This is a genomic window from Pseudomonas tensinigenes, assembly GCF_014268445.2.
Lineage (GTDB): Bacteria > Pseudomonadota > Gammaproteobacteria > Pseudomonadales > Pseudomonadaceae > Aquipseudomonas > Aquipseudomonas tensinigenes.
The window spans coordinates 3,688,122-3,711,236 of record NZ_CP077089.1 but is presented as its reverse complement, the minus strand read 5'-3'; the positions used below and the strand labels follow the sequence as shown (position 1 = coordinate 3,711,236).

Genomic DNA, 23,115 nt, shown 5'->3' with positions numbered 1-23,115 from the left:
AAGCTGCAAGAAAAAAGCAGATCCTGTGCATGTTTCTAGCTTGCAGCTTGCAGCTTGAAACTTGGAGCTGGCCTCTATGAATTTGTCTGGTCCTTTCATCAAGCGCCCGGTCGCGACGATGCTGCTGAGCCTGGCGATCATGCTGCTCGGCGGGGTCAGCTTCGGTCTGCTGCCGGTTTCGCCACTGCCGCAAATGGATTTCCCGGTGATCGTCGTGCAGGCGAGCCTGCCCGGTGCCAGTCCGGAGGTCATGGCGTCTACTGTGGCGACGCCGCTGGAGCGCTCATTTGGCGCGATTGCCGGCGTCAACACCATGAGCAGCCGCTCCAGTCAGGGTTCGACCCGGGTCATTCTGCAGTTTGACCTCGACCGCGATATCAATGGTGCCGCGCGGGAAGTGCAGGCGGCGATCAACGCCTCGCGCAACCTGTTGCCGAGCGGTATGCGCAGCATGCCGACCTACAAGAAGGTCAACCCGTCACAGGCGCCGATCATGGTGCTGTCGCTGACGTCCGACGTGCTGGAAAAAGGCCAGCTCTACGATTTGGCCTCGACCATTCTTTCCCAGAGCCTGTCCCAGGTGCAGGGCGTCGGTGAAGTGCAGATCGGCGGCAGTTCGCTGCCGGCGGTACGCATCGAACTCGAACCGCAGGCACTGAACCAGTACGGTGTAGCGCTCGACGATGTGCGCAAGACCATCGCCGATGCCAACGTGCGCCGGCCTAAGGGTTCGGTCGAGGACGGTCAACGGTTGTGGCAGATCCAGGCCAATGACCAGTTGGAGAAAGCCAAGGATTACGAATCACTGATCATCCACTATGCCGACGGTGCTGCGCTGCGCCTCAAAGACGTGGCCAAGGTCAGCGACGGCGTCGAAGACCGCTACAACAGCGGCTTCTTCAACGATGACGCGGCGGTGCTGCTGGTGATCAACCGCCAGGCCGGCGCCAACATCATCGAGACGGTCAACGAGATCAAGGCGCAACTGCCGGCACTGCAAGCGGTGTTGCCGGCCAGCGTGAAGCTGGATCTGGCCATGGACCGCTCGCCGGTGATCAAGGCAACGTTGCACGAAGCCGAGATGACCTTGCTGATTGCCGTGGTGCTGGTGATTCTGGTGGTGTTCCTGTTTCTCGGTAACTTCCGCGCCTCGCTGATTCCGACATTGGCCGTACCGGTGTCGCTGGTCGGCACCTTTGCGGTGATGTACCTCTATGGCTTCTCGCTGAACAACCTGTCGCTGATGGCGCTGATTCTGGCCACCGGCCTGGTGGTGGATGACGCCATCGTGGTGCTGGAGAACATTTCCCGGCACATCGACGAGGGCGTCAAACCGATGCAGGCCGCTTACCTCGGGGCCAAGGAAGTCGGTTTCACCTTGCTGTCGATGAACGTCTCGTTGGTGGCGGTGTTCCTGTCGATTCTGTTCATGGGCGGCATCGTCGAGAGCCTGTTCCGTGAGTTTTCCATTACCCTGGCGGCGGCTATTGTGGTGTCGCTGGTGGTCTCGCTGACGTTGACGCCGATGCTCTGCGCCCGTTGGCTGAAACCGCACACACCAGGGCAGGAAAATCGTCTGCAACGCTGGAGTCGCCGCACCAACGACTGGATGGTCGGCAAATACGCCACCAGCCTCGACTGGGTGTTGCGCCACCGGCGCCTGACGCTGCTCAGCCTGCTGATCACCGTCGGCGTCAACGTCGCGCTGTACGTGGTGGTGCCGAAAACCTTCATGCCGCAGCAGGACACCGGCCAGTTGATCGGTTTCGTGCGCGGTGACGACGGCCTGTCGTTCAGTGTGATGCAGCCGAAAATGGAAATCTTCCGCCGCGCCGTGCTCAAGGACGAAGCGGTGGAAAGTGTCGCCGGGTTCATCGGCGGCAGCAACGGCACCAACAACGCCTTCATGCTGGTACGTCTGAAGCCGATCAAGGAGCGCCAGCTCAACGCGCAGAAAGTCATCGAACGCCTGCGCAAGGAAATGCCCAAGGTGCCCGGTGCGCAACTGATGCTGATGGCCGATCAGGATCTGCAATTTGGCGGTGGTCGCGAGCAGACCACGTCGCAGTACAGCTACATCCTGCAAAGTGGCGATCTGGGCGAGTTACGCAAGTGGTATCCAAAAGTGGTTGCCGCGTTAAGGGCGTTGCCTGAGCTGACCGCGATCGACGCGCGTGAAGGCAAGGGTGCCCAGCAAGTGACGTTGATCGTCGACCGCGATCAGGCCAAGCGCCTGGGGATCGACATGGACATGGTTACCTCGGTGTTGAACAACGCCTACAGCCAGCGGCAGATTTCGACGATCTATGACAGCCTCAACCAGTATCAGGTGGTGATGGAGGTCAATCCGAAATACGCCCAGGACCCGGTGACGCTCAAGCAGGTTCAGGTGATCACCGCTGACGGTGCGCGGGTGCCGCTGTCGACGATCGCTCATTATGAGAGCAGCCTGGAAGATGACCGCGTCAGCCACGAAGGCCAGTTCGCCTCCGAAGACATTTCCTTCGACATGGCCGAAGGCGTGACGGTGGAGCAGGGCAGTGCCGCCATCGAACGGGCGATTGCCAAGTTGGGTCTGCCGGAAGATGTCATCGCGAAAATGGCCGGCACCGCCGACGCTTTTGCCGCGACGCAGAAGAGCCAGCCGTTCATGATTCTGGGGGCGCTGTTGGCGGTGTATCTGGTGCTGGGCGTACTGTATGAAAGCTACATCCATCCGCTGACGATCCTGTCGACCCTGCCGTCGGCCGGTGTTGGCGCGTTGCTGTCGATCTATGCGCTGGGCGGCGAGTTCAGCCTGATCTCGTTGCTCGGGTTGTTCCTGCTGATTGGCGTGGTGAAGAAAAACGCCATTCTGATGATCGACCTCGCGTTGCAATTGGAACGCCATCAAGGTCTGTCGCCGCTGGAGTCGATCCGCAGCGCCTGTCTGCAACGCTTGCGCCCGATTCTGATGACCACCCTGGCGGCGATTCTCGGTGCCTTGCCGCTACTGCTCAGCCGGGCCGAAGGCGCGGAAATGCGCCAGCCGCTCGGTTTGACCATTATCGGCGGGCTGATTTTCAGCCAGGTGCTGACGCTTTACACCACGCCTGTGGTTTACCTCTATCTCGACAAGCTGCGCCATCGTTTCAATAAATGGCGTGGCGTGCGTACTGACGCCGCTCTGGAAACTCCGCTATGACTGACCGTTCGCTTTTCAATCTGGCCACCGTTCGAGGCTCGCGTCTGCTGAGCCTGTCGCTGTGCGTGGCGATGCTCAGTGCCTGCGCTGTCGGCCCGGACTACCAGCGTCCGCAAACCGCTGAGATCGCTCAGTACAAAGAAGCCGAGGGCTGGACCCAAGCCAACCCGAGCGATTCGCTGGCCCGGGGCGCCTGGTGGGAGTTGTATGGCGATCAGCAGCTCAACGGCTTGATCGAACGCCTGAACAATTCCAACCAGACCGTCGCACAGTCGGAAGCCCAGTACCGTCAGGCCCAGGCGTTGGTACGCAGTGCGCGCGGGGCATTTTATCCCAGCGTTGACTTGAGCTTGGGCAAGACTCGCTCTAGTCAGGGCACCGGCAGCAGCAGTTCGAGTTTGAGCAGTTCCTCCAGCGGCATCCGCGATACTTACAACGCTGAGCTGGGCGTCAGTTGGGAAGCCGATGTGTGGGGCAAGCTGCGCCGTGGACTGGAAGCCGATGAGGCCAGTGCCCAGGCCAGTTTTGCCGACCTGGCCGCCATGCGCCTGAGTCAGCAGTCGGAGTTGGTGCAGAACTACCTGCAGTTGCGGGTGATCGATCAGCAAAAACGTCTGCTCGAAGCGACGGTTGCCGCTTACGAACGCTCGCTGAAAATGACCCAGAACCAATACCGCGCGGGCGTTTCCGGGCGCGATGCGGTAGCACAGGCGCAGACGCAACTGAAAAGCACCCAGGCCGATCTGGTTGACCTGATCTGGCAGCGTGCGCAGTTTGAAAATGCGATTGCCGTACTGACCGGTCAAGCGCCGGCGGATTTCAACATTGCCGAAGTGCAGACCATTCCAAAGCTGCCGCAGGTGCCGTTGAGCCTGCCGTCGCAGCTGTTGGAACGCCGCCCGGACATTGCTTCGGCCGAGCGCTCGGTGATCGCCGCCAACGCCAACATCGGCGTGGCCAAAGCCGCGTATTACCCGGATCTGAGCTTGAGTCTGAGCGGCGGTTACAGCAGCAGTACCTCGCAGAACCTGATCAGCCTGCCGAACCGCTTCTGGTCGGTCGGGCCAAAACTGGCGCTGCCGCTGTTTGACGGTGGCATACGTTCGGCAGAAGTCGACCGCACCGAGGCGGTGTACGATCAGACCGTGGCCAAGTACCGTCAGACCGTGCTCGACGGTTTCCGCGAAGTTGAAAACTACCTGGTGCAGCTCAAGGTCTACGAAGACGAAGCGGCGGTGCGCCAGGAAGCGCTGGATGCCGCCCGCGACTCATTGCGCCTGACGGAAAACCAGTACAAGGCTGGCCTGATCGCTTACATCGATGTTGTGGTGGTGCAAGCCACGGCATTGAGCAACGAGCGCAGCGTGCTGAATATTCTGCAGAGTCGCTTGATCGCCAGCGTGCAACTGATTGCGGCGCTGGGCGGTGGCTGGGACGGGCAACTGGATGTCGGTGACGCCCAATAAATCACGCTATGGACGAAACCCTGTGGGAGCGAGCCTGCTCGCGAAGGCGGCAATACAGTCGCTGATTGTTTTGAATCAGAGAGCCTATTCGCGAGCAGGCTCGCTCCCACAATAATCGCGCAAGGTTCAGAAAGCCCCATTCCAGAGGCATCTCGGACGATCGAACAAGCGTTTCATCGGCTTGATGGCCAATTGCTCACTTTGTCAGTGCGTTCTTCTGCGCAATCAGTACAATCGCCGCATTTGCCCGACCGAGAATGGACGCAGTCCGCGTTGGGTGGTCACGAGAAATCCCATGCTCATCGGTAGTTATTCCTCCACCCTGGTTTTCATTTCGTTGTGCGTGGCGATTCTCGCTTCCTATACCGCGCTCGACCTCACCGGTCGTATCGCCACGGCCAAGGGCCGTGCGGTGCATTTCTGGACCGCCGGCGGTGCATTTGCCATGGGCATCGGCGTGTGGTCGATGCACTTCATTGGCATGCTCGCCTTCAAGCTGCCGATCGACCTTGGCTACGACATCACCCTGACCGCGCTGTCACTGCTGATCGCGGTGTTGTCCTGCGGGTTTGCCTTGTGGCTGGTCAGTCAGCCGAAACTGCCGATTCTGCAACTGGCGTTGGGCGCGCTGATCATGGGCGCCGGGATCAGTGCCATGCATTACACCGGCATGGCGGCGATGCGCATGACCCCGGGAATCGACTACGACCCGACACTGTTTGGCGCCTCGTTGCTGATCGCCGTGGGTGCGTCGGCTGCGGCGCTGTGGATCGCCTTTCGCCTGCGTCAGCATTCGCCTTATGTGCGCCTGATTCGTGGCGGCGCGGCGATCATCATGGGCATCGCCATTGTCGGCATGCATTACACCGGCATGGCCGCCGCGCAGTTCCCCGACGGCAGCTTCTGTGGCGCCACCGTCAATGGCTTGAAGGGCAATGGCCTAGACAGCCTGGTGTTGATCACCACGTTGGCGGTGCTGTCGATTGCCTTGCTGACCTCGATTCTCGACGCGCGTCTCGAAGCGCGTACCGCTGATCTCGCGCACTCGTTGACCGTGGCCAACCGCGAACTCACGCAACTGGCCTTGCACGACACGCTGACCGGCCTGCCGAACCGCATGTTGCTGGACGACCGGATCAATCAGGCGATGAAAAAGGTCCACGAGCAGGGCGGCTGTTTTGCCTTGATGTTCATCGATCTGGACGGCTTCAAACCGGTTAACGATGCATTTGGTCATCACATGGGCGATCAGTTGTTACGCGAAGTCGGCGTGCGTTTGCGTGAAGACTTGCGCAGCCTGGACACACTGGCGCGCATCGGTGGCGATGAATTCGTGTTGCTGGTGCGTCTGAGCGAACCCAATGATGCGCTGGGACTGGCCGCGCGTCAGGTCGGTCTGATCGCGCAATCATTCCGCGTCGCCGAACATGACTTGCAGATTTCCGCCAGCGTTGGCATCGCCCTGTATCCGGGCAATGGCCAGACCGCGCAGGAACTGCTGATGAATGCTGACGCGGCGATGTACCACGCCAAGGGCGGCGGCAAAAACGGTTACAGCTTTTTCGATGCGTCGATGAACAACAACGCGCGCAAGCAGTTGCAGTTGTTGCAGGACCTGCGGGCGGCGCTGGAACACAGTCAGTTCAGCTTGCATTACCAGCCCAAATTCGACGCCGCCAACGGCCGCCCGGTGGGGGCTGAAGCGCTGCTGCGCTGGCAGCACCCGATCCACGGCATGCTGATGCCGGACAAGTTTATCGACCTGGCCGAGAAGTCCGGGCTGATCATCCCGATCGGCGACTGGGTGCTCAATGAAGCCTGTCGGCAGATGCGCGAGTGGTTCGTGCTCGGTTACACCGATTGGCGCATCGCGGTGAACCTGTCGGCGTTGCAGTTCTGCCACACCGGGCTGGTGCGCAGCGTGGCCAAGGCGCTGGCCACGCACCACTTGCCGGCCAACAGCCTGACCCTGGAAATCACCGAAACCACGGCGATGAGCGATGCCGACGCGAGCATGACGGTGTTGCAGGAGTTGTCGGACATGGGCGTCGACCTGTCGATCGATGACTTCGGCACCGGTTATTCCAGCCTGATGTACCTCAAGCGTCTGCCGGCCAATGAGCTGAAGATCGACCGTGGCTTTGTGCGCGATCTGGAGCATGACAGTGATGATGCGGCAATCGTCTCGGCGATCGTTGCGTTGGGGCAGGCGCTCGGTTTGCGCATTGTCGCCGAAGGTGTTGAAACCGGTGTGCAGCAGGCGTTTCTGACTGAGCTGGGGTGTGATTCGTTGCAGGGTTATCTGCTCGGGCATCCGATGCCGGCGGACAAATTCATGCAGGATATTGCGCGCGGCAAGCAGGTGGCGGCGGTCTGATCGACCGCGTTATCGTTCTTCGCGAGCAGGCTCGCTCCCACATTTGGAATGCATACCCCCTGAGGGAGCGAGCCTGCTCGAGAAGGCGTCCGGCCAGACACAACAGACCTCATGCAAAACCCGTCAATGGCGGTTATTCTTCCCCCCGACTGTTACGTGTGCATCGGGGAGAAAGGCCAGCATGGATAAAGTCATTGTGATCACCGGTGGCGGGCGCGGGATTGGCGCTGCTACGGCGCTGTTGGCTGCCGAGCAAGGCTATCGGATCTGCATCAACTATCAGTCGGATGAACAAGCCGCGCAAAGCGTGCTGGAGCAAGTCCGCGCATTGGGCGCCCAAGCCATCGCCGTGCGCGCCGACGTCAGCATCGAAGACGAAGTGATCGCGCTGTTCCAGCGGGTCGACACCGAGTTGGGCCGGGTCACCGCACTGGTGAACAACGCTGGCACCGTCGGGCAAAAGTCGCGGGTCGACGAAATGTCCGAATTCCGCATTCTGAAAATCATGAAAACCAATGTCCTGGCACCGATCCTCTGTGCCAAGCACGCGATCCTGCGCATGTCGCCCAAGCACGGCGGGCAGGGCGGCAGTATCGTCAACGTGTCGTCGGTCGCCTCGCGTCTTGGCTCGCCCAACGAATACGTCGATTACGCGGCCTCCAAAGGTGCGCTCGATACTTTTACCATCGGTTTGTCCAAGGAAGTGGCGGGCGAAGGGATTCGGGTCAACGCGGTGCGCCCGGGTTACATCTATACCGATTTCCATGCATTGAGCGGCGATCCGGATCGGGTCAGCAAGCTGGAGTCGGCGATTCCGATGGCCCGTGGCGGGCGGCCGGATGAAGTGGCGGAGGCGATTGTCTGGTTGTTGTCGGATAAAGCGTCTTATGCGACCGGGACGTTTGTTGATTTGGGGGGTGGGCGTTAAGTCCAGAGAGTTTCGCTGTCAGGTCGGCCCTCTTCGCGAGCAGGCTCGCTCCCACCCTGGATTTGTGCCGGACACAGAACCAATGTGGGAGCGAGCCTGCTCGCGAAGGCAATAGCCCAGACAACACAGGACTGTCAGAACGACCGCACAATCCGCCCCAACGTCTCCATGGCCTTTTCCGAGTCTTCGGTCCACGGGCTGCCGTAATTCAACCGAATACAATTCCTGAAGCGCTGCGTCGGCGAAAAAATCGGCCCCGGCGCGATGCTGATGCCTTGCGCCAGTGCCATCTGAAACAACTTCAGCGAATCCATCTGCGGTGGCAGTTCCAGCCACAAAAAGTAGCCGCCCGCCGGTTGGCTGACCCGCGTCTGCGCCGGAAAGTAACGGGCAATCGCAGCGAGCATCGCGCTCTGCTGTTCTTCCAGTGCGTAGCGCAGTTTGCGCAGATGCCGATCGTAGCCGCCGTGTTGCAGATAATCGGCGATCGCCGCTTGCGCCGGCATCGAGGCACACAGCGAAGTCATCAGTTTCAGCCGTTCGATTTTCTGCGCATAACGCCCGGCGGCGACCCAGCCGATGCGGTAACCGGGGGCCAGGCTTTTGGCGAACGAGCCGCAATGCATCACCAGGCCTTCGGTGTCGAAGGCCTTGGCCGGTTTCGGTGCCTGTTGGCCGTAATAGAGTTCGGCGTAGACGTCGTCTTCAATCAGCGGCACCTGATGGTGGCGGAGCAGTTCTACCAGTTCCTGTTTTTTCGCTTCAGGCATGGTGGCGCCCATCGGGTTCTGGAAACTGGTCATGCACCAGCAGGCCTTGATCGGGTGACGTTCGAGGGTTTGCGCGAGCACGCCGAGGTCGATACCGTCGCGCGGGTGCACGGGGATTTCGACGGCTTTGAGTTTCAGCCGTTCCAGAACTTGCAGGCTGGCGTAGAACGCCGGGGCTTCGATGGCCACCAGATCGCCGGGTTCGGTGACAGCTTGCAGGCACAGGTTCAGCGCTTCGAGGGCGCCGTTGGTGATCAGCAATTCTTCCATCGGCAGCATCAAGCCACCGACCATGTAGCGCAGGGCGATTTGCCGGCGCAGTTGCGGGTTGCCCGGCGACATGTCGGTGACGACCATGCGCGGGTCCATCTCGCGGGCGGCGCTGGCCAGCGAGCGCGACAGGCGTTGCAGCGGGAACAGGGTCGGGCTGGGGAATGCCGAGCCGAAGGGGATGGTGCTCGGGTCTTTGATCGAATCGAGTACCGAGAACACCAGTTCGCTGACGTCGACTTCGGTGGAGTCGTTGACGTGGCTGCTGATCACCGGCTCGGAAAACGGGCTCGGCGCATGGGTGTTGACGAAGTAGCCGGAGCGCGGGCGCGCGCGGATGAGGCCGCGGCGTTCGAGCAGGTAATAGGCCTGGAACACCGTGGACGGGCTGACGCCGTAGGTCTGGCTGGCGTAACGCACCGAAGGCACGCGCTGGCCGGGGCCGAGGACGCCGGAGCGGATCAGTTCAGCGATGTCGTCGGCGAATTTTTCGTAGCGTTTCATCGAGGAGCCTTGGTGCTGGTTGAATTGTGGGGTGTCAGGGAGGGAAAAGCCCTCACCCTAGCCCTCTCCCAGAGGGAGAGGGGACTGATTGGGGGATGCTTGTGAACTACACCGACCTGAAAGTGCTTTGCTGAATCCATAATCGACTCGGTCTGAAAGTGCTTTGCTGAATCCATAATCGACTCGGCCGGGAAGTGCTTTGCTGAATCCATAATCGACTCGGTCTGTCAGGTCGATGTATAGCGACAGACACCTCGGTCGGCCCCCTCTACCCCCGGGAGAGGGCTGGGGTGAGGGGAAAAGATTCTAACGGCTCAACGATTCATCGGCGCAACAAACCTGCTCTTCGCCACGCTGTAAACCTCAGGCTCATCGCTGTCGGCAATCTTGAAACTCAAGGTCTGCGAGCTGCTGGCCGGGCGTTCCGTGATCATCGCCACCGACACCGGCACATCGACAATCTCACCCGGGGCCAGGCTCAGTTCGGTCTTGCCTTGCAACTTGAAGCCATCGCCCCCCACCAGCGTCAGGTTGTAGTCCTGGCGTTGCTGGGTCTTGTTGATGACTTTAAGGCTATAGATGTTTTCGATCTGGCCCTGACCGTTTTCACGGAACAAGCCGCGATCCTTGGTCACGTCCAGCGAGACCATCGGCCGCTCGACCAGCGCCCATGCCAGCGCGCCAATCATCGCCACCAGCACCACGCTGTAACCGATCAAACGCGGCCGCAGCAGGTGAGTCTTGCCACCCTGCAATTCGCGCTCGGAACTGTAGCGGATCAACCCGCGCGGGTAGTTCATTTTGTCCATGATCGAATCGCAGGCGTCGATGCACGCCGCGCAGCCGATGCACTCCATCTGCAAGCCATCGCGGATGTCGATGCCGGTCGGGCAGACCTGCACGCATAACTGGCAGTCGATGCAATCACCCAGGCCGGCCTCGAGCGGTTTCACGTCGCGCTTACGCGGGCCACGGTTTTCGCCACGGGCGACGTCATAGGAAATCGCCAGGGTGTCCTTGTCGAACATCACGCTCTGGAACCGCGCATACGGGCACATGTGCATGCACACCGCTTCACGCAGCCAACCGGCGTTGATGTAGGTGGCAGCGGTGAAGAACAGCACCCAGAACAGACTGACACCGCCGATTTGCAGGGTCAGCAGTTCCTCGGCCAGTGGCCGGATCGGCGTGAAGTAACCGACGAAAGTCAGGCCAGTGAGCACGCTGATCGCCAGCCACAAGGTGTGTTTGGCCGCGCGCCGGGCGAGTTTGTTCAGGCTCCACGGCGCGGCTTGCAGTTTGATCCGCTGGTTGCGCTCGCCTTCGGTGATCTTCTCGCACCACATGAAGATCCATGTCCACGAACTCTGCGGGCAGGTGTAGCCGCACCAGACCCGGCCGGCGAACACGGTGATGGCGAACAAGCCGAACGCGGCGATGATCAGCAGCGCCGAGAGCAGGATGAAATCCTGCGGCCAGAAAGTCGCGCCGAAGATATGGAATTTGCTTTCGGAAAGATCCCAGAGCACCGCCTGACGTCCGCCCCAGTTCAGCCACACAGTGCCGAAAAACAACACGAACAGAAATCCAGCGCCACTCATGCGCAAGGTGCGGAACAGGCCGGTGAAGCTGCGGGTGTGGATCTGGTTGTCGCTGGACTTGGCCGTCGCCTTCATTGGGCGTGCGGGCACACTTTTGATAGTAGGCGTTGCTTCTACGGTTCGGACGGGGATTTGTTCGCTCATGGTTATTCGCTCATCAGCCTCCATCAGGCCAGAGCACTATGCGCGTCGATCTGTTTGCATAACAGACTCAGGTATTTCAATAAAAAGCGGATCAGATGCAATTTTGCGCAACGCCTGCGACAACTTGAAGCAACCCGCAGGCAAAGGCGCAAACGCCTATCGCAGACGTTTGCGCGGGGTGTTGATCAGGGTCAGTCAAATCACCGAATCACTCTCGTCGGCTTTCAGGTGTTTGCGTCCGTCCCTGGCGCCTGCGACGGTCAAGGCATCAGCTTCTTTTTCGCTGATGTAAACACGTCGACCTTCTATTTCCACGAACGACATGGATTTTTCGCTATCCGTCATGACTTCCAGGGTGTCGCAAATGCGAATTTCCTCGCCATGTTCAACGGTGAAAAAACACACTTTTTGTTCGGGGTTGGATTCATCGACTCGAAGGGGCATGAGGGCAGTCCTTTTTTCAGGGGTGTCTGAACGGTTAGGGCGTACGTTTCGCCGATCGTTCTGCGCAACTGATTAATGGTCGCCGCTGTCCATCGTTTATAGACCCTTTGAAAGGACTGCCGGATGAACGCGTGGTGGCATGAAGTGTGGGAAACCCTGCAGGCGGAATTCGCCGACGTCGGCGATGCATCGCAATTGACGCGCATTACCGTGCGCCTGCTGATGGCGGCGATTCTGGGCGGCATTCTCGGGTTCGAGCGTGAGCACAAAGGCAAGGCCGCCGGAGTGCGTACGCATATGTTGGTGGCGCTTGGGGCCGCGCTGTTCGTGCTGGTGCCGCAGACGTCGGGGGCAGAGTCGGATGCGATGAGCCGCGTGGTGCAAGGGGTGATCGCCGGGATCGGCTTTCTCGGTGCCGGGACTATCCTGAAAAACAAGGAAGGCGATGAGGGCCATGTCAAAGGTCTGACCACGGCTGCCGGGCTGTGGATGACGGCGGCCATTGGTGTCGCGGCGGGGTTGGGCAGGGAAGCGACGGCGCTGCTCAGTACCTTTCTGGCACTTGGGATTTTCAGCGTGATGCCACGGATCGTAAAACTCTTCGAAAAAGAAGAGGAGAAGACTGATGACCACTGATCATTCCTGCGCCGGATGATCGTTCCCTCGCTCTGCGTGGGAATGCAGCCCGGGACGCTCCGCGTCCCTTCAGAGCCGAACGCAGAGCGTCCGATCAGGCATTCCCACGCGGAGCGTGGGAACGATCAGTTAGACGATCACCGGGGGCATCGTGCTAGGCGGTTCTTCTTTCGGCGGCGGTGTGGTGCCAGGCGGTTCCTGCTCCGGAATCGGTTGCGGCTCGGTCTCGGGCAAAGTGGGTTTGTCGATGTTCGGATCAGGCGTTTCGGCCGGGATCGGGATGTTCATCTGTTGACCTCCGTGTGGCACATGGCGTGAGAAGTGCTTAAGTGGATTGACCACCCTGCACGCAATTCGATCCGCTTTTCTGACACGGTAATTTCATCTGAACTTTTCCCGGCGCCGGTCGCTCGGAACCTAAGTGAGTTCATTTCGGGGCAGGTGCTTCGTTGTGAACACTGATCCGGCACAAGAGCGTCCTTGGGGCGTTAAGGAGAGATGCTCAATGACTGCTGAAAGACCCTCAGAACTCAGCTACAACCCGCACATGCCGCTGTCGCAGGCGTTGCTGCTGCCGCGCATTGCCATCGAAAACACCATGCCGACTCTTGATGGCGGGCAGTTCGCCGTGAAGTCGATTGCCGGCCGCGAAGTGGTGGTCACCAGCAAAGTGTTCGCCGACGGCCACGACAAACTCGCCGTGCGCATCCGCTGGCGCGAGGAAGGCGAGGAGAGCTGGCAAAGCGAAGTGATGACCGATCAGGGCAATAACGGCTGGCAAGGCCAGTTTCGCCCGGAACATCAAGGGCGCTTCCTGTATTGCATCGAAGCGTGGATCGATCAATTCGCCAGTTTCCAGTATGAACTGGAGAAGAAGCACAACGCTGCCGTGCCCGTTTCGCTCGAGCTGCAAGAAGGCCGCAGCATGGTGCAACAGGCCGCCGAACGCAGCGAAGGTCAGCTCAGTGAACAGCTTGCCGCGTTGCACCACGAACTGTCCGGATTGCTCGAAACCGAGCAGGTCGCGTTGTTTCTGCACTCGCGCAGTGCGCAGTTGATGGCTGAAGCCGATCATCGCGCCTACTTGAGCGTCAGTCCCGAATTTCCCATGGACGTCGAGCGCGAACTCGCTGAGTTCGCCAGTTGGTACGAACTGTTTCCCCGCTCGATCACCGACGATCCGCACCGCCACGGCACCTTTAACGACGTGCACTCGCGTCTGCCGATGATTCAGGACATGGGCTTCGACGTGCTGTACTTCACGCCGATCCACCCGATTGGCCGCGCCCATCGCAAGGGTCGCAACAATTCATTGACCGCCGGCCCCGATGATCCGGGTAGTCCATATGCCATCGGCAGTGAGGAGGGCGGCCACGAGGCGATTCACTCGCAACTCGGCACCCGCGAAGACTTCCGCCGACTGGTGGCGGCGGCCGCCGATCATGGCCTGGAAATCGCCCTCGACTTCGCCATCCAGTGTTCCCAGGACCACCCGTGGCTCAAACAGCATCCGGGCTGGTTCAACTGGCGCCCCGACGGCACGATCAAATACGCGGAGAACCCGCCGAAGAAATACCAGGACATCGTCAACGTCGACTTCTATGCGCCGGAGGCGATTCCGAGCCTGTGGGTCGAGTTACGCGACATCGTCATTGGCTGGGTCGAGGAGGGCGTGAAGATCTTTCGCGTCGACAACCCGCACACCAAGCCGTTGCCGTTCTGGCAATGGCTGATCGCTGATGTACGGGCGCTGTATCCGGAAGTGATCTTCCTTGCTGAAGCCTTCACCACGCCAGCCATGATGGCGCGTCTGGGTAAGGTCGGGTACACCCAGAGCTACACCTATTTCACCTGGCGCAATAGCAAGGCTGAGCTGGCGACCTATTTCACCGAACTGAATGAATCGCCGTGGCGCGAATGCTACCGGCCGAACTTCTTCGTCAACACGCCCGATATCAACCCGGCGTTCCTGCACGAATCCGGGCGCCCGGGGTTTCTGATTCGCGCGGCGCTGGCAACCATGGGCTCGGGCCTGTGGGGCATGTATTCGGGGTTCGAGCTGTGCGAGTCGGCGCCGGTGCCGGGCAAAGAGGAATACCTCGATTCGGAGAAATACGAGATCCGCGTCCGCGACTTCACTGCGCCCGGCAACATCATTGCTGAGATCGCCCAACTCAATCGTATCCGCCGGCAGAACCCGGCGCTGCACACGCATCTGGGCCTGAAGGTCTACAACGCCTGGAACGACAACATTCTGTATTTCGGCAAGCGCAGCTTTGACGGCAGCAATTTCATTTTGGTCGCAGTCAGCCTTGATCCGCACAACGTGCAGGAGGCGAATTTCGAACTGCCGCTGTGGGAAATGGGCCTGCCCGACGACGCGACGACCCACGGCGAAGACTTGATGAACGGGCATCGCTGGGACTGGCATGGCAAATACCAGTTCATGCGCCTGGACCCGGCGTATCAGCCGTTCGGCATCTGGCGAATCACTGCCTGAACACAGATCTCCCTGTGGGAGCGAGCCTGCTCGCGAAAGCAATTTTGCAGGCGACATTTTTGCTGAATGTTAATCCGCATTCGCGAGCAGGCTCGCTCCCACAGGTTGCTCATTGAGTTGGAGTCAGGTGATCGGCTCACGGCTTTTCTAGAATTGAACAGGAGTTTCACATGGCGAAGAAACCCAAGGCAGCCACCTTTATCAAAGACCCGCTCTGGTACAAGGATGCGGTGATCTATCAAGTTCACGTCAAATCGTTTTTCGACTCCAACAACGACGGGATCGGCGACTTTCCCGGCCTGATCGCCAAACTCGATTACATCGCCGACCTCGGCGTCAATACCATCTGGCTGTTGCCGTTCTATCCCTCGCCACGTCGCGACGACGGCTACGACATCGCCGAATACCGCGGCGTGCACAGCGATTACGGGACCATGGCCGACGCCAAGCGCTTTATCGCCGAGGCGCACAAACGCGGCTTGCGGGTGATCACCGAGCTGGTCATCAACCACACCTCGGACCAGCACCCGTGGTTCCAGCGTGCGCGCAAGGCCAAGCCCGGCTCGGCGGCGCGGGACTTCTACGTATGGTCGGATGACGACCAGAAGTACGACGGCACGCGAATCATTTTCCTCGACACGGAAAAGTCCAACTGGACCTGGGACCCGGTCGCCGGCCAGTACTTCTGGCACCGGTTCTATTCGCATCAGCCGGACCTGAATTTCGACAACCCGCAAGTGATGAAAGCCGTGCTCTCGGTGATGCGCTACTGGCTGGACATGGGCATCGACGGCTTGCGTCTCGACGCGATTCCGTACCTGATCGAGCGCGACGGCACCAACAATGAAAACCTGCCCGAGACCCACGACGTCCTCAAGCAGATCCGCGCCGAGATCGACGCCAATTATCCCGACCGCATGCTGCTCGCCGAGGCCAACCAATGGCCGGAAGATACTCAGCTGTACTTCGGCGACACCGATGCGGCGGGCCTCAACGGTGACGAATGCCACATGGCATTCCACTTCCCGCTGATGCCGCGCATGTACATGGCGCTGGCTCAGGAAGATCGCTTCCCGATCACCGATATTCTGCGCCAGACCCCGGAAATTCCTGCCAACTGCCAGTGGGCGATTTTTCTGCGCAACCACGATGAGCTGACGCTGGAGATGGTCACCGACAAAGAACGTGACTATCTATGGAACTACTACGCCGCTGACCGTCGCGCGCGGATCAACCTCGGCATTCGTCGGCGTCTGGCGCCGTTGATGGAGCGCGATCGCCGCCGCATCGAGCTGCTCAACAGTCTGCTGCTGTCGATGCCCGGTACGCCGACGTTGTATTACGGCGATGAGATCGGCATGGGCGACAACATTTACCTTGGCGACCGTGATGGCGTGCGTACGCCGATGCAATGGTCAATCGACCGCAACGGCGGCTTCTCCCGCGCCGACCCGGCGAGTCTGGTGCTGCCGCCGATCATGGATCCGCAGTACGGCTATCTATCGGTCAACGTCGAAACCCAGTCCGGCGATCCGCATTCGCTGTTGAACTGGACCCGCCGTCTGCTCGCCGTGCGCAAGCAGTCCAAGGCTTTCGGCCGTGGCACGTTAAAGATGCTCTCGCCGAACAACCGTCGCGTGCTGGCCTACACCCGCGAATTCACCGATGTCGACGGCAAACACGAAATCATTCTGTGCGTAGCCAACGTTTCGCGTAGTGCGCAAGCGGTGGAACTGGACCTGTCGGCCTATGTCGGCATGGTGCCGGTGGAAATGCTCGGCGGTAATGCGTTCCCGCCGATTGGCCAGTTGAATTTCCTCCTGACCCTGGCGCCGTACGGTTTCTATTGGTTCGCCCTGGCGGCGGAAAACCAGATGCCGAGCTGGCACGTGGAACCGGCGCAGAGCCTGCCGGACTTCACCACGCTGGTGTTGAAGAAACGCATGGAAGAACTGCTCGAAGCGCCGTCCCGCACGACGCTGGAGCAAAGCATTCTGCCGAGCTGGCTGCAGAACCGCCGCTGGTTCGCCGGCAAGGACGCGGCCATCGACAAGGTGCATCTGGCCTATGGCGTGCGTTTCGGCGATGCGCAGCATCCGGTGCTGCTCAGCGAAGTCGAAGTCACCAGCGGCGGGCAGACCAGTCGCTATCAACTGCCGTTCGGCTTTATTGCCGAAGATCAGGTTGGCCCGGCGTTGCCGCAGCAATTGGCCTTGTCCCGTGTACGCCGTGTACGACAAGTCGGTCTGATCACCGACGCGTTCAGCCTCGAAGCGTTTATTCGTGCGGTGCTGCAAGGCATGCAGAACAACACGGTATTGGAGTCGAATGAGGGTGAAATCCGCTTCGCACCGACGCCGCATCTGGAAAAACTCGGCCTGGGTGCAGAGTCGGAGGTGCGTTATCTGTCCGCCGAGCAATCGAACAGTTCGGTGGTGATCGGCAACAGCATGGTGCTCAAGCTGATACGTAAAGTCGCTTCTGGCGTACACCCGGAACTGGAGATGAGCGCTTACCTGACCGAGGCCGGATTTGCCAATATCTCTCCGCTGCTCGGCTCGGTGATCCGCCGCGATGCCAAGGGCGAGGACAATCTGCTGATGATCGCCCAAGGCTATCTAAGCAATCAGGGCGACGCCTGGGAATGGACGCAGAACAACCTCGAACGGGCGCTGCGCGATGAACTGGCCGATGCCATGTCCGAGCAGGAACAGCATTACAACGCCCTCGGCGAGTTGAAGGATTTTGCCGGCATGCTCGGCCAACGTCTGGGCGAAATGCACGAAGTGCTCGCCGCGCCTACGGACAATGCCGATTTCGCGCCGCAGGTGTCGACGGCCAAGGACATGCAGGCGACGGGCAAGGATGTCGTGGCGCAGGTCGAGCATGCCTTGAAACTGCTCAAGCAGCATCAGGGCGAACTCAGCGCAGCGGATCAGAAACTGGTCAAACGTCTGGTCGACGAGAAGAAAACCATCCTCGCCCACGTGCAGGATCTGGCGAAAAAAGCCGTCGGCGGTTTGCGCATTCGCGTCCACGGCGACTTGCATTTGGGCCAGGTGCTGGTGATCAAGGGCGATGCCTATCTGATCGACTTCGAGGGTGAACCGGCGCGGCCATTGAGCGAGCGGCGTGGCAAACACAGTCCGTACAAAGATGTCAGCGGTGTGCTGCGCTCCTTTGATTACGCGGCGGCGATGACCATCAACGTGCACAACGTTGACCACAGCGCTGAATCTGAAACCGCGCGGCGTCTGGTCGCCGAGCGTTATCTGCGTGAGGCCCGTGAGGCATTTGTTCAGGCATATCGCCGTGCGGCAGCTAGTCTTGATCATGCTTGGCAAGATCCTGAAGGTGCCGACGCCGCGCTGGCGTTGTTCGGACTGGAGAAGGCGGCCTATGAAGTGGCCTATGAAGCCGAAAATCGCCCCACGTGGCTGCCCGTGCCGTTGCACGGTTTGTACGGGTTATTGACGGGGCTTAAACCCTTTTCCGATCTTGGTGGAGAGTAGTCATGAGTTTCTCAAACAAGGAACAGGGTGTGGTCAATGAAGCATTGCTGCCCTCGGCGAAAGATATCGATGCCTTGGTCCGCGCTGAACATCACGACCCTTTTTCCATTCTTGGCCCGCACGGCGATGGCGCTGGCGGGCAGTTCATTCGCGCCTATCTACCCGGTGCGTTGAGTGTCGTGGTGCTGGACAAGGACAGCGGCGAAGAACGCGGTCCACTGGAGCAGACCGAAACCCCGGGGCTGTTTGTCGGCCATTTCGATCAGGCGCGGCCGTACCAGTTGCGCACGCGCTGGGCCGGCGGCGAGCAGGTTGCCGAGGATCCGTATAGCTTCGGCCAGTTGCTCGGTGAAATGGATTTGTATCTGTTCGCCGAGGGTAATCATCGCGACCTCAGCGCCTGTCTCGGCGCGCAGCTGAAAACCGTGGATGGCGTCGACGGCGTGCGTTTCGCCGTATGGGCGCCGAATGCCCGGCGCGTGTCGGTGGTTGGCGACTTCAACGTCTGGGACGGTCGCCGTCATCCAATGCGCTTGCGTCATCCGTCCGGGGTCTGGGAATTATTCATCCCGCGCCTGCAAGCGGGGGAGTTGTACAAATACGAGATTCTCGGCGCTCATGGGATTTTGCCGCTCAAGGCCGACCCGATGGCGCTGGCCACCAGCCTGCCGCCGGATACCGCGTCAAAAGTCGCGGAACCCCTGCAGATCGACTGGCAGGATCACGACTGGATGAACAGCCGCCGTGACCGTCACAAGCATTCGGCGCCGCTGTCGATCTACGAACTGCACGCCGGTTCCTGGCAATGCGAGCTGGATGATCTCGGCGAAGTGGCGCGCCAGTACACCTGGCCGGAGTTGGCTGAGCGGCTGATTCCCTACGTCAAGGAGCTGGGTTTTACCCATATCGAGCTGATGCCGATCATGGAGCACCCGTTCGGCGGCTCCTGGGGTTATCAGTTGCTCTCGCAATTTGCGCCGAGCGCGCGCTATGGCTCTCCGGCGCAGTTCGCCGAATTCGTCGACGCCTGCCACCGGGCCGAGATCGGCGTGATTCTCGACTGGGTGCCGGCGCATTTCCCTACCGATACCCACGGTCTGGCGCAGTTCGACGGTACCGCGCTGTACGAATACGGCAACCCGCTGGAAGGTTTTCATCAGGATTGGGACACGCTGATCTACAACCTCGGGCGCACCGAAGTGCACGGCTACATGCTGGCCTCGGGGCTGCACTGGTTGAAGCATTTCCATGTCGATGGCCTGCGCGTCGATGCGGTGGCTTCGATGTTGTACCGCGACTATTCGCGCAAGGCTGGCGAATGGGTGCCGAACCGCCACGGTGGCCGCGAGAATCTGGAAGCCATCGACTTCCTCCGGCATTTGAACGACGTGGTGGAACTGGAAGCACCGGGCGCGCTGGTCATCGCTGAAGAATCCACCGCGTGGCCCGGTGTCAGCCAGAGCACGCAGCAGGGCGGCTTGGGGTTTGCCTACAAATGGAACATGGGCTGGATGCACGATTCGTTGCATTACATTCAGCAGGATCCGGTGTACCGCGCGCATCATCACAACGAGTTGAGTTTTGGTCTGGTTTACGCATGGTCCGAGCGTTTCATCCTGCCGATCTCCCACGACGAAGTGGTGCACGGCAAGCATTCGCTGATCGACAAGATGCCGGGTGATCGCTGGCAGAAGTTCGCCAACTTGCGTGCTTACCTGAGTTTCATGTGGACTCACCCGGGCAAGAAGCTGTTGTTCATGGGCTGCGAGTTTGGCCAGTGGCGCGAGTGGAATCACGATCAACAGCTGGACTGGTATCTGCTGCAGTACTCCGAGCACAAAGGCGTGCAGAAACTGGTTGGCGATCTCAATCGGCTGTATCGCGAGCTGCCGGCGCTGCACGATCAGGACGACGCACCGCAAGGCTTCCAGTGGTTGATTGGTGATGATGCGATCAACAGCGTCTATGCCTGGCTGCGCTGGAGCAAGGAAGGTGAGCCGGTGTTGGTGGTGGCCAACTTCACGCCGGTGCCACGGCAGTCGTATCGTGTGGGTGTGCCGTTTGCCGGGCGCTGGACTGAGCTGCTTAATAGCGATGCCGACACCTATGCCGGTTCCAATTACGGCAATGGCGGCGGGGCATTTACCGAGGAAGTGCCGAGCCATGGCCAGTCGTTGTCGCTGGAACTGAATCTGCCGCCGTTGGCGGTGTTGATCCTCAAACCGGAGGGTTGATCCGAGACCGCGTCGCTGCCTTCGCGAACAGGCTCTCTCCCACAGGGGAAATACATTCCAAATGTGGGAGCGAGCCTGCTCGCGAAGGCGCCAGTTCAGACACCTTCAAAATGCGGCTCAGCGCTCACCAACGCATCCGCACCCCAAGGCTGCCAATGATCCCGTTCAAATCATTGTCATCGACATCACTGCTGTAATCCGCGCTCACATAAAGACTCACCGCCGGCGTCACACGTGCCACCAAGCCCAGTCCCAATTCCACCGTCGATGATTTGCGGCTGCTGCTGATCTTGTCGACCTGATCCAGCGTCACGGTATTGCCGGTGTAAACCGTGTGCCAGAGGTTGGTGCGCACATAGGGTTCGACCGGCAGACCATTCAAATCGTAACTGCCTTTCAACCGTGCGCCGACGCGGCCGCTCCACGCCGTCAGATCGGAGGAAGAAGCATTGCCCGAGCCGGCGTACGGCGTGTCTAGGGTTATGCGTTGATTGATCAATTGCGCCTGCGGTTCCACTACCCAGTTATCACTCAAGCCAATCGGAAAACCGCCTTCGACCGAGAAGGTCATCGCACTGCCTTCTGTGGCTTGCCGCGCGCCTTGGCCGTTGCGACTGAAGCCGCTGACCCGGCCGCCACTGGCGGATAAATCCACGTGCCAGCCCTGGGCGCCGATCAGGCTGTAATAGGCGCCAAGGCTTTGGCCTTGCAGATTGAGGGTGTCACTGTTCGGATCGGCCAAAGCGCGACTGGTGAGCACGCCGTTGCCATTGGCTTGAATCTGGTTGAGACCACCAATCAGGCCGATTTTCTGGGTATGGCTAGCACTTTGCAGAGTCAGCACGGCGGGGCCTTTGAAGTCGCCGCTGCCGGGCATCGCGTAGCCTGACGACAGCACATCGGTCTGCGCCTGCCGGGCGCTTCTGCCATACAACTCATCCCAGGCCGACGGTGCGAGGTCTTCGGTAATCAGGCGTGTGCCTTGCAGATCGGGCCGTGGGCTGAAGCGTTGCGGCCCGGGGGTGATGACGATGGCGGGCAAGGTCATCACGGGGACATCCGCGCGATACCACGGGGTTGTTTCATCCGCCGCAGGACCGGCCTGCGCCTCCATGGATGAGCACAGCAAGATTGAACTCGACACTGTGCAGAAAGTGATTTTGATCTCGTGTGGGCTGATGGAAATTTTCATGGAGGTCTACCTTGCAGGCGCATGCATTCTCTCTGTGTGGCGTCTCTCCTACCCCGAACGAGGGGCGACCGAATGGAGCGGGGCGAACCGTGGCCGCTCGATTTCGCGAGTGTCCGAAGGCTCGTCCCGGGTAGTGATTCCGGGGGTAGTAAGGTAGAGATAAGAAGAGTCGCGCGCCCCCGTCAAGAAATTGAACGATGAGCGGTAGTGGCAAATCGGGCTTTGCAAGCGTTTGTTTTTCTGCACATAACTAAGTGGTTGTTTGTATGGAAGAACGCAGCGAAAGCCCCGACTCAGAGGCGTTCAGTTACCGACAGATGGTCTGTCGGCGACGTTGAACCGCCGAATGAGTTGATCCATCGCGTCCTGCATTACTGTCACTATTGCGGCTACAGGTGCACTTCGACGGCCAGTGGCAGATGATCCGACAGATGTGTCCACGGCTTGTTGCCGAGGATCCGTGGGTCATGGCTGCTGGCATTGCGCAGATAGATCCGGTCCAGCCGCAGCAATGGAAACCGCGCTGGGTAGGTCTTCGCCGGGCGCCCGTGATGACGCTCGAAGGCTTCGTGCAGGTAGTCACGACGGGCGAGGGCGGCGTTGCCCTGTAACTGCCAGTCGTTGAAGTCACCGGCGATGATCACCGGGGCGTCGTCGGGCAGGGACTCGAGCAACTGGCAGAGCAGTTGCAACTGCAATTGCCGATGGCTTTCCAGCAGGCTCAGGTGCACACAGATCGCGTGGACCTCGGCGTGCCCCGGCACATCGAGCACGCAGTGCAGCAGGCCGCGGCGTTCGGGGCCGGTGATCGAGACGTCGAGGTTGCGGTATTCACGGATCGGGTATTTCGACAGCAGCGCATTGCCGTGGTGACCGTCGGGATAAACGGCGTTGCGCCCGTAAGCGAAATCGCTCCACATGCTGTCGGCGAGAAACTCGTATTGCGAGGTTTGCGGCCATTCGTTGTAACGGCTCGAATGGCGTTCGTGTTCTCCCACTACTTCCTGCAGAAACACTAGGTCGGCCGAGGTGCTGCGCACCGCTTCGCGCAGTTCCGGCAGGATGAAGCGCCGATTGAGCGCGGTGAAACCCTTGTGGGTGTTGACCGTCAGCACCCTTAAACGATGAATGACGGGCGCGTCGACAACATGACGCTTGGGATCGCTGGACACGTTCACTCCTCTGGATTGCGGGCCGCTTATTCATGCGACTGATGGGGAGGGGCGGCAGTTCCTTGCAAATCATGGTTGATGACAACCCAATTCCTGTGGGAGCGAGCCTGCTCGCGAAGGCGTCGGCAAATCCAATACATCAGTCGATAGAACCACCGCTTTCGCGAGCAGGCTCGCTCCC

Annotated in this window: 14 protein-coding genes; 8 read left to right on the top strand and 6 right to left on the bottom strand. The window is 60.1% G+C overall.

Going from position 1 to position 23,115, the window contains the following annotated elements; genetic code table 11:
• Positions 1 to 76: 76 nt before the first annotated feature.
• From HU718_RS16230 to HU718_RS16215, 4 genes are all read left to right on the top strand, one after another.
• Complete coding sequence (locus HU718_RS16230; RefSeq protein ID WP_110718618.1) at positions 77 to 3,184, top strand: efflux RND transporter permease subunit; 3,108 nt, start codon at positions 77 to 79, stop codon at positions 3,182 to 3,184.
• Positions 3,181 to 4,650 carry an efflux transporter outer membrane subunit gene (locus HU718_RS16225; RefSeq protein WP_186615514.1) on the top strand — a complete coding sequence of 490 codons (1,470 nt, stop codon included), beginning with the start codon at positions 3,181 to 3,183 and terminating at the stop codon, positions 4,648 to 4,650. Before HU718_RS16230 ends, HU718_RS16225 begins: the two co-directional genes overlap by 4 nt.
• 295 nt (positions 4,651 to 4,945) lie before the next feature.
• Positions 4,946 to 7,027 carry a putative bifunctional diguanylate cyclase/phosphodiesterase gene (locus HU718_RS16220; RefSeq protein WP_186615512.1) on the top strand — a complete coding sequence of 694 codons (2,082 nt, stop codon included), beginning with the start codon at positions 4,946 to 4,948 and terminating at the stop codon, positions 7,025 to 7,027.
• A gap of 181 nt (positions 7,028 to 7,208) precedes the next feature.
• Positions 7,209 to 7,955 (top strand): SDR family oxidoreductase, encoded by a 747-nt coding sequence (locus HU718_RS16215; protein ID WP_095118727.1) that lies wholly within the window; start codon positions 7,209 to 7,211, stop codon positions 7,953 to 7,955.
• A gap of 134 nt (positions 7,956 to 8,089) precedes the next feature.
• Here the strand turns inward: HU718_RS16215 and mapR are convergent, their stop codons facing one another.
• The 3 genes from mapR to HU718_RS16200 form a co-directional block, all read right to left on the bottom strand.
• On the bottom strand, positions 8,090 to 9,499 hold the full coding sequence (mapR, locus tag HU718_RS16210) for a GntR family transcriptional regulator MpaR (RefSeq protein ID WP_102898926.1): 1,410 nt from the start codon (positions 9,497 to 9,499) through the stop codon (positions 8,090 to 8,092).
• Positions 9,500 to 9,813: 314 nt separating this feature from the next.
• Positions 9,814 to 11,244 carry a cytochrome c oxidase accessory protein CcoG gene (gene ccoG / locus HU718_RS16205; protein ID WP_186615510.1) on the bottom strand — a complete coding sequence of 477 codons (1,431 nt, stop codon included), beginning with the start codon at positions 11,242 to 11,244 and terminating at the stop codon, positions 9,814 to 9,816.
• Between the two features lie 195 nt (positions 11,245 to 11,439).
• Positions 11,440 to 11,688, bottom strand: coding sequence for a DUF3203 family protein (locus HU718_RS16200; protein WP_186615508.1), 249 nt, complete (start codon positions 11,686 to 11,688; stop codon positions 11,440 to 11,442).
• 123 nt (positions 11,689 to 11,811) lie between these two features.
• Between HU718_RS16200 and HU718_RS16195 the strand changes: the two genes are divergently transcribed.
• Entirely contained in the window at positions 11,812 to 12,324 is a 513-nt protein-coding gene (locus tag HU718_RS16195; RefSeq protein WP_077572699.1) for an MgtC/SapB family protein, read from the top strand.
• Between the two features lie 129 nt (positions 12,325 to 12,453).
• Here HU718_RS16195 and HU718_RS16190 read toward each other — a convergent pair whose 3' ends face one another.
• A complete protein-coding gene (locus HU718_RS16190) occupies positions 12,454 to 12,612 on the bottom strand; it encodes a hypothetical protein (RefSeq protein ID WP_016985118.1) in 159 nt (52 codons plus the stop codon).
• A 217-nt stretch (positions 12,613 to 12,829) separates the two neighbouring features.
• On the opposite strand from HU718_RS16190, the gene HU718_RS16185 reads away from it, so the two are divergent.
• The 3 genes from HU718_RS16185 (at position 12,830) to glgB (ending at position 20,570) form a co-directional block, all read left to right on the top strand.
• On the top strand, positions 12,830 to 14,824 hold the full coding sequence (locus HU718_RS16185; RefSeq protein ID WP_186615506.1) for an alpha-1,4-glucan--maltose-1-phosphate maltosyltransferase: 1,995 nt from the start codon (positions 12,830 to 12,832) through the stop codon (positions 14,822 to 14,824).
• A 170-nt stretch (positions 14,825 to 14,994) separates the two neighbouring features.
• A complete protein-coding gene (treS, locus tag HU718_RS16180) occupies positions 14,995 to 18,336 on the top strand; it encodes a maltose alpha-D-glucosyltransferase (RefSeq protein WP_186615504.1) in 3,342 nt (1,113 codons plus the stop codon).
• A gap of 2 nt (positions 18,337 to 18,338) precedes the next feature.
• Positions 18,339 to 20,570: a 1,4-alpha-glucan branching protein GlgB gene (gene glgB, locus HU718_RS16175; RefSeq protein ID WP_186615502.1), complete on the top strand. Its 2,232-nt coding sequence runs from the start codon at positions 18,339 to 18,341 to the stop codon at positions 20,568 to 20,570.
• A gap of 124 nt (positions 20,571 to 20,694) precedes the next feature.
• On the opposite strand, the gene HU718_RS16170 is transcribed toward glgB, so the two are convergent.
• Together HU718_RS16170 and HU718_RS16165 are read right to left on the bottom strand one after the other, a co-directional pair.
• Positions 20,695 to 21,762: an autotransporter domain-containing protein gene (locus tag HU718_RS16170; protein ID WP_186615500.1), complete on the bottom strand. Its 1,068-nt coding sequence runs from the start codon at positions 21,760 to 21,762 to the stop codon at positions 20,695 to 20,697.
• 389 nt (positions 21,763 to 22,151) lie between these two features.
• Entirely contained in the window at positions 22,152 to 22,934 is a 783-nt protein-coding gene (locus tag HU718_RS16165) for an endonuclease/exonuclease/phosphatase family protein (RefSeq protein WP_038368981.1), read from the bottom strand.
• Positions 22,935 to 23,115: the final 181 nt, after the last annotated feature.

Bases quoted from the DNA above. Each gene is read 5' to 3' on its own strand.
- HU718_RS16220 (WP_186615512.1), top strand. From the start codon at position 4,946: ATGCTCATCGGTAGTTATTCCTCCACCCTGGTTTTCATTTCGTTGTGC.
- HU718_RS16225 (WP_186615514.1), top strand. From the start codon at position 3,181: ATGACTGACCGTTCGCTTTTCAATCTGGCCACCGTTCGAGGCTCGCGT.
- HU718_RS16170 (WP_186615500.1), bottom strand. From the start codon at position 21,762: ATGAAAATTTCCATCAGCCCACACGAGATCAAAATCACTTTCTGCACA.
- mapR (WP_102898926.1), bottom strand. From the start codon at position 9,499: ATGAAACGCTACGAAAAATTCGCCGACGACATCGCTGAACTGATCCGC.
- HU718_RS16190 (WP_016985118.1), bottom strand. From the start codon at position 12,612: ATGAACATCCCGATCCCGGCCGAAACGCCTGATCCGAACATCGACAAA.
- HU718_RS16215 (WP_095118727.1), top strand. From the start codon at position 7,209: ATGGATAAAGTCATTGTGATCACCGGTGGCGGGCGCGGGATTGGCGCT.
- ccoG (WP_186615510.1), bottom strand. From the start codon at position 11,244: ATGAGCGAACAAATCCCCGTCCGAACCGTAGAAGCAACGCCTACTATC.
- HU718_RS16230 (WP_110718618.1), top strand. From the start codon at position 77: ATGAATTTGTCTGGTCCTTTCATCAAGCGCCCGGTCGCGACGATGCTG.
- HU718_RS16185 (WP_186615506.1), top strand. From the start codon at position 12,830: ATGACTGCTGAAAGACCCTCAGAACTCAGCTACAACCCGCACATGCCG.
- glgB (WP_186615502.1), top strand. From the start codon at position 18,339: ATGAGTTTCTCAAACAAGGAACAGGGTGTGGTCAATGAAGCATTGCTG.
- HU718_RS16200 (WP_186615508.1), bottom strand. From the start codon at position 11,688: ATGCCCCTTCGAGTCGATGAATCCAACCCCGAACAAAAAGTGTGTTTT.
- HU718_RS16195 (WP_077572699.1), top strand. From the start codon at position 11,812: ATGAACGCGTGGTGGCATGAAGTGTGGGAAACCCTGCAGGCGGAATTC.
- treS (WP_186615504.1), top strand. From the start codon at position 14,995: ATGGCGAAGAAACCCAAGGCAGCCACCTTTATCAAAGACCCGCTCTGG.